The following is an 11,682-nucleotide window of genomic DNA, read 5'->3' on the forward strand; positions in this document are numbered from 1 at the left end:
TACTTTAATTCTATTGAAAATTTCAGAGAATTATCCTATCTGAGAATATATAATATATTTAGAGCCTAAATGTATATGTTAGATACTAACATTTGTATTTATATCATTTGTACCTCACAAGTATGGGAACTGGTATAATAAGAGAATTAACTTAAAGAAAGAAAACTATGATTGAATCTCTAAATAAAGTGATGACAAAACTTGAGCAGTTACCTGAATCTGAACAAGAAAGAATTGCTCAAATAATTCTTAATGAAGTAGAAAAACAAGAGTTAATAGTATTATCTTCTACCTGGAAAGACTTTTTTGAGACAACTCCTTTACCCTCGGAAGATTTTATGGAAAAAAGAATTGATTTACCTCCTCAAACTAGAGAGGAGTTATTCTAAATGTATATGTTAGATACTAACATTTGTATTTATATCATTAAAAAGCGTCCACCCAAAGTATTGAGTCGTTTTCAAACTATTTCTTCTGAAGATTTATATCTTTCTGTGATGACTGTAGCTGAATTACAATATGGTGTACATAAATCTAATGCTAAAAGTAAAAATCAAGCGATTTTAGATGATTTTATCTCACGCTTGCAAGTTTTACAATGGGAAGAAACAGCAGTGCAATACTATAGCAAAATTCGTAATTATTTAGAAGCAAAAGGGACTCCTATTGGTAACATGGATATGTTGATTGCAGCACATTGTCAAAGTAAAAATTACATTTTAGTTACCAATAATGTCCGAGAGTTTGAAAGAATTCCCGATCTAAAAATAGAAAACTGGATTTAGTGCCATCTCTAATGCTTTAATTCTTTTTAAAATTTCAGACAATTCTCCGATCTTAGAAGATAATATATATAAATGATACCGCTTAATATTATGAATCAACTTTCTTGGTATGATGCTTCAGAAGAAGTGAAAGAGTTATTAGTATTAGCAACAGATAACTGGGAAGATAGCAGTTTATCTGAACAATATATTAACCAAGCATTAGAAAAAGCAGGGGATAATATTGATGTTTTGGTAGGTGCGTATCGTTTCTTTTTCTACAAAAATAAGCCAGAACTTGCCCTAAAAATTGCCAAAAAAGTCTTAAGTATTATCCAAGAAAAAGAAAATTTACCTTTAGAATGGGAACAACTACAACCTATTTTAAAGGAACGTCAAAAAGAAGAAAGCATAAGACTTTATCTTAATGCTTATGCTTCTCAAGGTTATATCTTAGCAAAAATGGGTGAAATTGAAGCAGCAAAACTAATTACAGAACGAGTTCAAATAATTGATGAAAATCGGGAATCTTGTGCTACAACAGTATTTGAAGTATTAACAAAAGACCCCGATGAAGATGATGACTAAATAATATAAATTTCAAAAAGTAGGGGTTAACGGCCGTTAACCCCTACAATGTAAGCATCTATAATCTAAGTGAATGAAAATTGTGTAAGCTGTTTAATATTAAACAGTTTGTGACTCTTTAAAACGGGCGTTGACTTCATCCCAATTGATGGTATTCCACCAAGCATCCACATAGCTTCCTCGAGCATTGTTATATTTAAGATAATAAGCGTGTTCCCACACATCAGTACCTAAAATGGGATATTTTCCTTCCATAATAGGGTTATCTTGTCCTGCTGAATTAGTAATTTCTAGACGACCATTTTTATCTCTAACTAACCAAACCCAACCACTACCAAAACGTTTAAAAGCTTCAGCTTTAAATTGTTCCTTAAACTCCTCAAAACTACCAAAAGAATCATTAATAGCTTTAGCAAATTCCCCATTGGGTTCACCACCACCATTAGGAGTCATAATAGCCCAGAATACAGTATGGTTGTAATGACCACCACCATTATTACGAATTGAAGTGCGAATATCTGAGGGCATATTATCAATATTTCCTAGTATTTGTTCGAGGGTTTTTCCTTTTAATTCGGGGTGTTCTTCTATGGTTTTTTTGAACTTTTTGAGATATCCTCCATGATGCCCAGTATAGTGAATTTCCATAGTTTTAGCATCGATAAAAGGCTCTAAAGCATTGTAATCATAAGGTAAAGGAGCTTGAATAAATTCTCCATTAGGAGCTTGGGCTATTTGACTAACTCTAGTAGTATAGGATGGAACGGCTGAGTAAACTGTGGAATTATTGAAGTTACCCCAAAGACAGCAAATTAGAATTGCAATGCCAAAAAATAAGAAATTAAACCTGTTGCTAATTCTCATACAAAACCTCTTTTTGATTATCGTGAATTTGAGCAAATATCAGCTATTTTAATTACTAAATTAGGCGACATATTAACATTGAACAACAGAGATTATAACTAAGTAGCGAATACATTATTTCCCAAACCTGTTAAATCTATTGAGAAAATTGTAGATATTTAATTAATTAATGAATAATGATAATTATTTTTCTTAATTTGGGAATACTAAGATGATAAGAACTCAAGTTATTAATTGATATAGCAGTCAAAAATTAGTTAGGATTTTCTTTATACTTTAGCTGTCATTCCGAGGTACGAGGAATCTCTTTAAGGTTCTAACCATAATGCGTAGTGCTATACTATAATCATTAATTTTTAAAGTACTATTAGATGGCATTTTATTCTAATTTATGCTAGGCTATATAACTATTAAAATTTTTGATAATCAAAGAGCAAAATGGAAAAAACGTTTGATGCTTTTATTTCTTATGGACGTGCAGATAGTAAAGCTTTTGCCACAAAAATTTATGAACAATTAACAGCAAAGGGGTTTAAAGTTTGGTTTGATCAAAATGATATTCCCTTAGCTGTGGACTTTCAAGAACAAATTAATGATGGTATAGAAAAAGCACACAATTTTATTTTTATAATAGCACCTCATTCCGTTAATTCTGAATATTGTCTCAAAGAAATTAATCTTGCTGTTAAATATAATAAACGCATTATTCCTTTACTTCACGTAGAAAGAATTACTCAAGAAATTTATCAACAAAGAAACCCGAATAAAACAGAAAAAGACTGGCAAAAACATCAAGCTAAGGGACTCCATTTAACTTATGGTAATCCCAAGATGCACGAGATTATATGTAAAATAAACTCTCTTAATTTTGGAGAAAATGAAGATATTTTTGACAGTAAATTAAAAAAGTTAGTAGCAACAATTCACGAAAATAAAGATTACGTAGAACAACATACAAACTATTTAATACAAGGTTTAGAATGGACAATAAATCAACAGCAAACTAATTATTTATTAGTAGGAGAAGAAAGAAAAAAAGCAACAAATTGGTTATTGAAAAAATTTGAAGAATTACCCCCTTGTACTCCCAGTGATATTCACTGTGAATTTATTAGCGAAAGTATTAAAAATGCTAATAATTTAATGACAGATGTTTTCTTAGCTTATGCAGAACAAGATGAGGACATTAAAGAGAAGATCCGTAAAAGCTTAATGCGAGAAAGTTTAACAGTTTGGACAAATAAGACAGATATAAAAACAGGAATTACTTTTCAAGAAGCCATTAATCAAGGAGTAGAAGAAGCAGATAACTTTGTTTATTTAATTTCTCCACATAGTATAGAATCGGAATATTGTCAACAAGAATTAGCCCATGCTTTTGCCAATAATAAACGAATTATTCCCTTATTAATCCAAGAAATAGAGTTAGACTCAATTCCTTCTCAGGTGAGAGAATTACAATTTATAGATTTTACAGCATATCAACAAGAAGAAAAATATCAAGAAAGCATTACTCAATTATTGAAAGAATTAAAACAAGATTCTCATTATTATGAAAAACATAAAAGCTTGTTAGTCAAAGCCTTAAAATGGCAACGACAAAATTATAACTCAAGTTTATTACTGCGAGGTTATAACTTACAACACTTTGAGGCTTGGTTAAAAACAGCACAAATAAGAAATGAACATCCTTCCATACCCTTACAAGAAAAATTTATTAATGCCAGTTTAAAGCAACCAGAAAAAGCATCCTTAGAAGTCTTTATTTCTTATTCTCGGACAGACTCAGACCTAGCCCGAAAATTAAACGATCGCTTACAAGAATTAGGGAAAACAACTTGGTTTGATCAAGAAAATATTGCCACAGGAACCGACTTTCAACAAGAAATTTATCGAGGCATTGAAAGTTCTGATCACTTCTTATTTATTATTTCTCCTAAGTCCATTAATTCCCCATATTGTGCCGATGAAGTGGAATATGCTCAAAAATTGGGGAAACGCTTTGTTACTATTTTGCATCGTCCTTTATCCGCTAAGGATAAACAAAAATTACATCCCACTTTAAAAAGTATAGAATGGCTGAATTTTAATCAACATGGAGGGGAATTTGCAGCTAATTTTAACGAGTTAGTGAGGACATTAGACACAGATAGAGATCATGTTAGAAGTCATACAGAATGGTCACAAAAAGCATTAAAGTGGCAGCAAATGGAGCAAGATGAAGCCTTATTGTTGCGCGGTAGTGAGTTAAATATTGCCAAAAATTGGTTATCTGAGGCACAAAAAAATAATAAACAACCTGCTGCCACTGAGTTACAACAACAGTTTATTGGGGCGAGTCAGGAATTAAGCGATCGCCTGTTAAAAGAGAAAAAACAACGTAAAAGAAATGAGACGATAGCAGTTGTTGCTGCGTTTTTCCTCCTTACTTCATTCAGCATCTTTGCAGGTTTTCAGTGGCGGAAAGCGACAATATCTCAGATTGAGGCTTTGAGACAATCGACACAACTGAACAGGCAATCCAATCAAGACATAGAAGCATTGCTAGACTATTTAAAGATAGTAAAGTTACTCAATAGTGGACTGTTGAAGTTATTCAAACCCCATGAAGAACTCAAAAATCTTAGACAAGCGATACCAAAAGTAGTTTATACAACGCGAGAATTCAACCGATTGGAAACAGATGGGTTGCCAGTTCACACAGTCGATTTTCAGTCCATTGTAGACAGTGAGATGATTATTACTCAGGATACTCGGGGAATATCCCTATGGCATTTAGATGGCAAACTGAAGCAAAAATATACTTGGAAGGAAGTCGACGCTATATTAGAGCAGTCAGATGGCAATCTTTACCAAACACTTAAAGAAAAGTATTTACTTCCCGTATTTTCTTTTAGCCCTGATGGCAAGATGTTAGCTCAGTACAATGAGCATGGAAAAGTCTTTGTATTGAATAATGATGGAACTTTACATAAAACCTTTCAAGCCTCTAACAGAATGATAACCGAAATCAAATTCAGTCCCGATAGTCGGATAATTGCTACGGCAAGTTGGGACAGTGAGGTTAAACTGTGGAATTTAGATGGGACTTTGTCTAAAAAATTACAAGGACATTCCGAATCAGTTAATGGGTTAGATTTCAGCAGTGACGGAGAGATCATTGCTACGGCGAGTAATGACAAAACAGTTAAACTCTGGAATCTAGATGGTAGCTTGCTAAAAACTCTTAAAGGACATCAAGCAGAGGTTTGGGGTGTTAGTATTAGCCCTGACAGTCAGATGATTGCTACAGCGAGTAATGATGGAACAGTTAAACTCTGGAACCGCAAAGGTACTTTGCTAAAAACGTTTGAAGGACATCAAAATGTAGTGAGGGCTGTAGGATTTAGTAGGGATGGTAAGGTTCTCGCATCGGCAGGTGATGATGGTACGGTGAAACTCTGGCAACTACCAGGTACGCCTTTGACACGTTTAAACCATACTTTAGATGAAGTTCACACGGTAAGTTTTAGCCCTGATAGCCAGAAACTGGCTACCACTAGAGGACATGGTCATGCAACTTTTTGGGACAAGGATGGCATGAAACTCGAAACTAAACAAAAGCACTATGGACCAATTAGTATCTTAAAGTTTAGTCCTGATGGCAAGTTGATTGTCTCAGCTGCTGGGGATAGAAGTGTGAGAGTTTCTCTCGCTGATGGTTCCTCTTCATTTCTTTTAGAAGGGCATATAGGGGAAGTGACCCAACAAGAAGTTCTGGCCGTGAGTTTTAGCCCGAATAGTCAAATATTTGTTCTTGGGGATATTAAAGGGAAGATTAAAATCTGGGGACGAGATCGTACCTTACAGAAAACTGTTGAGGGACATAATGGGAGAATTTGGGAAGTCAGTTTTAGTTCTGATGGTGAAGTGTTTGCTTCAGGAAGTGATGATGGAACAGTAAAACTCTGGAACAGAGACGGCTCTTTCAATAGAACGATTTTAGAACATGATCATCGCGTTTTTGGAGTCGCTTTCAGTCCTGAGCAAAACCGAAACAAGCAAATAATTGCTGTAGCAGTTGCCAACGGGACAGTCAAACTCTTCAACAGAGATGGCATCGAAATAAAAACATTTCAAGCCCATGATCGTATAGTGAGTGCGGTCGCTTTCAGTCCCAATGGTGAGCTAATAGGAACAGTCGGTTATGATAAAACGGTGAAATTATGGAACAGAGATGGCACCTTGCATAAAACTTTTTATGGTCATGACGATGATGTGAAAACATTAGCTTTTAGCCCTGATGGCAAGACACTTGCTTCAGTTAGTAAGGATAATACAGTTAATCTTTGGAATTTGGATGCAGGGCTAGATTTAGATAGTCTCTCAGAATATACTTGTGATTGGCTCAGAAATTATTTAGAGCATCATCCTAATCTTAAGGAGGAAGAGAGAAAATTATGTGATGGGATAGGTGAGGAGAAATAGTTCACCATTAGATAAACAGATTATGTGTCTAATTGATGGAAAATACCCTTTTGCAAAGAATAACCCTTGAGGAAATTATTCAATGGATAAACTAGAAAAATACCAACAAATTATTGATATTTCAGTTTATTATGAATTACAAAATTGCAAATTGATCGAGGTGAAATTAAATAAAAAACAAGTTCTCTGCATTTTATTGGCTTCAATGGTGGCATTAGGCTACCTTTTGGCTTAAATTTAGATCAATCCCATCAAGAATAGGAAAAGAATGGCCTAAACGAAACCCTAAAATAATCCAACCTTCAAGGGCATCTTGTAAATCTTCTCGACAACCTTCTAAGGTATTACCATTACCCCAAACCCCCTCACATTCAGCAATTTCTCCATAGAAAGTTCCATCCTCAAGCAATTCGTACTTTGCTTTTTCCATTGCTGTAGCAATATATTTAGTTAACATGGAATTAAAACTAATGAAAGCTAATATCTATGATAGTATTTTGACATAAAAAATACAAAAAAAAGCTTAAGAATTATCCAAGAAACCGAAAACTTAGCACTAGAATGTAAAGCACACACTACATTGCAACTCTTATCCCTCATATTTTAAGGAGACACCATGACAGAATCTCGTCGAGAACAATATTTTAATTTAATCGATCAATTAATGCGTTGTCCCAATGGAGAAGAACCCAAATTATTAACCGAAAATAGTGAATTATTGGATCAAGGTTTTATAGAATCTTTAGTCCAAGTTTCTACTATGATGGCCCACGAAAATAACCCCGATGGTGCTAAATTTTTAATTCATGTTGCCCGTCAATTAGCAAAAGAATTAGGACTTTATCCTGAAGTTCCAGTTAATAGTTAAAATAGTTAACAGTGATCCGTAAATTGTAAACAAAACTGCTTACTGATCACTGGTAACTGATAACTGATAACTGTATCAATTGATTATGTTAAAGAATATTCTCTCAATTTTTCTCCAGCCAAATTGTCCTCTATGTGAAAGAGCAACCACCGAAGAAATTTGTAATTATTGTCAGAAACAACTTAAAAGTTGTCAATTAAAAGAACCTAAAAAATTTTGGCAAGGAGACTTACCCTTATTTGTTTGGGGAGAATACGACGGTAAATTAAAACAGGCGATCGCAGCTTTAAAATACGATAAAAATCCTCAAATTGGAGAACTTTTAGGCTTTTTATTAGCAGAAAGTTGGCAAAAATACTCTTTAATTAATACTAAAATAAAACCTTTAATTATTCCCATTCCTCTCCATAAAAGCAAAGAAAAAATCAGAGGATTTAATCAAGCAGACATCATAGCAAGAGGATTTTGTCAAGTAACGAAATATCCTTTAAATACACAAGGTTTAATAAGAATACGTCAAACCAAAGCAATGTTTAGGTTGAATTTTGAAGAAAAAGAAAACAATATAAAAGGAGCATTTAAACTAGGAAAATCTCTAGAAAATAATTCCTTATCCAGACCAGTTTTATTAGTTGATGATATTTATACCACAGGAACAACAGTTAAAGAAGCTGCTAGAATTTTACGCAATAAAGGAATTAAAGTGTTAGGGGTGCTTGCCGTTTCTACGCCCCGTCATCTATAATATATCCCTACGCATTAAAGTTAGGACATTTTATTTATTTCTGTTGCCTGTTTCCCTATTCCCTGTTCCCTAAAACAAAAATATATGTGTCCTAACAATTTTTTGTAATGCTATAAGTCAGGTTCAGGTGAATACTAATAAAAAAATATTAACTGTTTTACCTAATTTTAAACCCATGATTAAACCAAAAAAAATATATATTACCTTACTGATTGGCAGTTGTTTTTCCTTGGGAAATATCGCTTTAAATTTTGCAGAGAGTTTCGCTCAAGAAAACCCAGAAATACCTCAAGAAAACATTTTAGAAGATTCAGAAGAAACCCCATTATTAACAGCTAAAGACTGGTATAACAAAGGTTTTGATGAAATCGAAGCCAGGAACTATCAAGGAGCGATCGCAGCTTTTTCTGAGTCCATAAAACTCGACCAAACCGATGCAGATACTTATTATAATCGGGGTTATTCTTACCTACTTTTAGAGCAGTTTGAAGAATCAATTAAAGATTATGATAAAGCCATAGAATTAAACCCTGATTTTGCCTATGCTTATGGAAATCGTTGTTATGCTTATTATCAACTAAAAAATCATGGGCAAGCTATTGCAGATTGTTCAAAAGCCATTGAATTAGAATCCAAATATGGAGACTTTTATATTTATCGAGGTAATGCAAAAGATGATTTAGAAATGCACGAAGCAGCAATCTTAGACTATAATCAAGCCATTATTATTAGTCCCAATAACCCTAAAGCTTATTATAATCGTGGTTTAGCTTATAATCGTTTAGGTAAATCCTTACAAGCGGTTGAAGACTATAGTAAAGCCATTCAATTTAATCTCAATTTTGCCGATGCTTATCATAACCGAGGAGTAACTCAATTTAAACTAGAAGAACAAGAAAAAGGTATCGCCGATCTCATAAAAGCAGCACAATTATTTAGACAACAAGGTAACACAGATCGTGCCGAAAAATCCTTGAATACCATTCAACAATTACAGAAAGCAGAAATTTAAAAATGTAGAATGTAGAATAAATTTTTCTGCTTATTCTACATTCGACTTATTCATTATTTGACCGTCACTGTTAACTGCTAACTGTTCACTGTTCACTGTTCATTGTTAACTCAACCATCAAACCGTCATTTCTAGGTTCGGAAAACTACACTACCCGAGAGAACACCGATCCCGTCACTATAGATATGAGTCATAAACACTCAAAAAAACCCATTATTAATACTTAGGCTGATTAACAGCATTGAGTAAGTCATATAGTAATTACGGAGTCTAGGATATGGGAAAAGTTGTCGGTATTGATTTAGGAACCACCAACTCATGTGTAGCAGTAATGGAAGGGGGAAAACCCACCGTTATCGCTAACGCAGAAGGGTTTAGAACCACCCCTTCTGTGGTCGCTTACGCCAAAAACGGCGATCGCTTAGTCGGACAGATTGCTAAGCGTCAAGGTGTAATGAACCCCGATAATACTTTTTATTCAGTTAAACGCTTCATTGGTCGTAAACACGAAGAAGTGACCAACGAAGCAACAGAAGTATCATATAAAGTCCTAAGAGATAGCAACGCCAACGTTAAATTAGATTGTCCGGCCCAAGGTAAACAATTTGCCGCCGAAGAAATCTCCGCCCAGGTTCTGCGTAAATTAATTGAAGACGCTAGTAAATACCTTGGAGAAACCGTTACCGAGGCCGTCATCACCGTTCCTGCTTATTTTAACGACTCTCAGCGTCAAGCTACAAAAGACGCGGGAAAAATCGCTGGAATTGAAGTAAAACGTATTATTAACGAACCCACCGCCGCTTCTTTGGCCTACGGGTTAGATAAAAAAAGTAACGAAACCATCCTCGTATTTGACTTAGGGGGTGGAACCTTCGACGTATCCATTCTCGAAGTAGGGGACGGTGTTTTTGAAGTATTAGCCACCTCTGGAGACACCCACTTAGGAGGAGACGACTTTGATAAAAAAATTGTCGATTTTCTCGCCGGCGAATTCCAAAAAAATGAAGGAATTGATCTACGCAAAGATAAACAAGCATTACAACGCTTGACCGAGGCAGCCGAAAAAGCCAAAATTGAGCTTTCTAGCGTCACCCAAAGCGAGATTAACCTTCCCTTCATCACCGCTACCCAAGAAGGTCCCAAACACCTCGACACCACTTTAACAAGGGCCCAATTTGAAGAACTCTGTTCCGATCTCATCGATCGCAGTCGCATCCCCGTAGAAAAAGCTATGAAGGATGCTAAACTCAGCAACAGCAATATCGATGAAGTGGTACTGGTTGGAGGTTCCACCCGTATTCCTGCCGTACAAGAATTAGTCCAAAAAATCCTCAACAAAGAACCCAACAAAGGGGTTAACCCCGATGAAGTGGTCGCTATGGGTGCAGCTATTCAAGGGGGTGTCTTAGCCGGTGAAGTTAAAGATATCCTTCTCTTGGACGTAACTCCCCTATCCCTCGGTGTAGAAACCTTGGGCGGTGTCATGACCAAAATTATTCCCCGTAACACCACCATTCCCACCAAAAAATCTGAGGTCTTCTCTACAGCAGTTGATAATCAAAGCAATGTAGAAATTCATGTTCTCCAAGGGGAACGGGAAATGGCCAAAGATAACAAAGACTTAGGGTTATTCCGCTTAGATGGTATTCCTTTTGCACCCCGTGGAATACCTCAAATTGAAGTTACCTTTGATATCGATGCTAACGGTATCCTCAATGTGACTGCTAAGGATAAAGGTACCGGTAAAGAACAGTCTATTAGTATTACTGGGGCTTCAACCTTACCCGATAACGAAGTTGACCGCATGGTTCAAGAAGCGGAAGCTAACGCTAGTGAAGATAAGGAACGTCGGGAAAAAATCGACCGTAAGAACCAAGCTGACTCCTTAGTGTATCAAGCTGAAAAACAACTGACTGAGTTAGGGGATAAGGTTCCTGAAGCTGATAAAACCAAAGCTGAAGGGTTGATCAAAGACCTCAAAGAAGCGATCGCCCAAGATGATGACGATAAGATCAAGTCCTTAACCGAAGAGTTACAACAAGTTCTCTACAGTATTGGTAGCAGCGTCTATCAGCAAGCCGGTGGCGCACCTGAAGGGGCCCCTGGTGCTGATACTGGAACCCCTCCTGGTGGCGGAACTTCTGGCGGTGGCGATGATGTCATTGACGCAGAATTTTCTGAGTCTGACCCTAAATAATAATTATTTAGTCTAGTTTTGAGGAGCATCTTAATTAAAGATGCTTCTTTTTTTTGTCTGTTTAATTATACCTGAACTTCCCCCCATATATATATACTACTTTTGACTGAAAACCCTATCTATAAAGGCTTTTAGCCTACATCTCTTTTGTGTCCATACATGGACACAAAAGAGATA

The 11,682-nt window shown here is 35.5% G+C and carries 10 protein-coding genes; 8 read left to right on the top strand and 2 right to left on the bottom strand.

The features are described 5' to 3' along the window. Nucleotides 1–167: 167 nt before the first annotated feature. From QNJ66_RS12460 to QNJ66_RS12470, 3 genes are all read left to right on the top strand, one after another. Nucleotides 168–389 (top strand): hypothetical protein, encoded by a 222-nt coding sequence (locus QNJ66_RS12460; protein ID WP_300507192.1) that lies wholly within the window; start codon nucleotides 168–170, stop codon nucleotides 387–389. Nucleotides 390–395: 6 nt separating this feature from the next. Beyond that, nucleotides 396–785 carry a type II toxin-antitoxin system VapC family toxin gene (locus tag QNJ66_RS12465; RefSeq protein ID WP_300507193.1) on the top strand — a complete coding sequence of 130 codons (390 nt, stop codon included), beginning with the start codon at nucleotides 396–398 and terminating at the stop codon, nucleotides 783–785. A 90-nt stretch (nucleotides 786–875) separates the two neighbouring features. After that, complete coding sequence (locus tag QNJ66_RS12470; protein ID WP_300507196.1) at nucleotides 876–1,352, top strand: hypothetical protein; 477 nt, start codon at nucleotides 876–878, stop codon at nucleotides 1,350–1,352. Between the two features lie 99 nt (nucleotides 1,353–1,451). Here the strand turns inward: QNJ66_RS12470 and QNJ66_RS12475 are convergent, their stop codons facing one another. Then, nucleotides 1,452–2,216 carry a superoxide dismutase gene (locus QNJ66_RS12475; protein ID WP_300507200.1) on the bottom strand — a complete coding sequence of 255 codons (765 nt, stop codon included), beginning with the start codon at nucleotides 2,214–2,216 and terminating at the stop codon, nucleotides 1,452–1,454. A 438-nt stretch (nucleotides 2,217–2,654) separates the two neighbouring features. Between QNJ66_RS12475 and QNJ66_RS12480 the strand changes: the two genes are divergently transcribed. After that, nucleotides 2,655–6,683, top strand: a complete 4,029-nt coding sequence (locus QNJ66_RS12480; RefSeq protein ID WP_300507203.1) for a TIR domain-containing protein — start codon at nucleotides 2,655–2,657, stop codon at nucleotides 6,681–6,683. A 214-nt stretch (nucleotides 6,684–6,897) separates the two neighbouring features. Here QNJ66_RS12480 and QNJ66_RS12485 read toward each other — a convergent pair whose 3' ends face one another. After that, nucleotides 6,898–7,140 carry a type II toxin-antitoxin system HicB family antitoxin gene (locus QNJ66_RS12485; RefSeq protein ID WP_300507206.1) on the bottom strand — a complete coding sequence of 81 codons (243 nt, stop codon included), beginning with the start codon at nucleotides 7,138–7,140 and terminating at the stop codon, nucleotides 6,898–6,900. A gap of 159 nt (nucleotides 7,141–7,299) precedes the next feature. Here QNJ66_RS12485 and QNJ66_RS12490 point away from each other — a divergent pair, with 159 nt between their 5' ends. The 4 genes from QNJ66_RS12490 to dnaK all read left to right on the top strand — a co-directional run bounded on the left by QNJ66_RS12490 (nucleotide 7,300) and on the right by dnaK (nucleotide 11,505). Further along, nucleotides 7,300–7,551 carry a hypothetical protein gene (locus QNJ66_RS12490; RefSeq protein WP_300507208.1) on the top strand — a complete coding sequence of 84 codons (252 nt, stop codon included), beginning with the start codon at nucleotides 7,300–7,302 and terminating at the stop codon, nucleotides 7,549–7,551. Between the two features lie 85 nt (nucleotides 7,552–7,636). Continuing rightward, on the top strand, nucleotides 7,637–8,296 hold the full coding sequence (locus QNJ66_RS12495) for a ComF family protein (protein ID WP_300507211.1): 660 nt from the start codon (nucleotides 7,637–7,639) through the stop codon (nucleotides 8,294–8,296). A 127-nt stretch (nucleotides 8,297–8,423) separates the two neighbouring features. Further along, on the top strand, nucleotides 8,424–9,308 hold the full coding sequence (locus QNJ66_RS12500) for a tetratricopeptide repeat protein (protein WP_300507213.1): 885 nt from the start codon (nucleotides 8,424–8,426) through the stop codon (nucleotides 9,306–9,308). A gap of 277 nt (nucleotides 9,309–9,585) precedes the next feature. Continuing rightward, nucleotides 9,586–11,505 carry a molecular chaperone DnaK gene (dnaK, locus tag QNJ66_RS12505; protein ID WP_300507215.1) on the top strand — a complete coding sequence of 640 codons (1,920 nt, stop codon included), beginning with the start codon at nucleotides 9,586–9,588 and terminating at the stop codon, nucleotides 11,503–11,505. Nucleotides 11,506–11,682: the final 177 nt, after the last annotated feature.

Origin of the sequence: Crocosphaera sp. (assembly GCF_030064895.1) — a bacterium.
Classification (GTDB): Bacteria; Cyanobacteriota; Cyanobacteriia; order Cyanobacteriales; family Microcystaceae; genus Crocosphaera.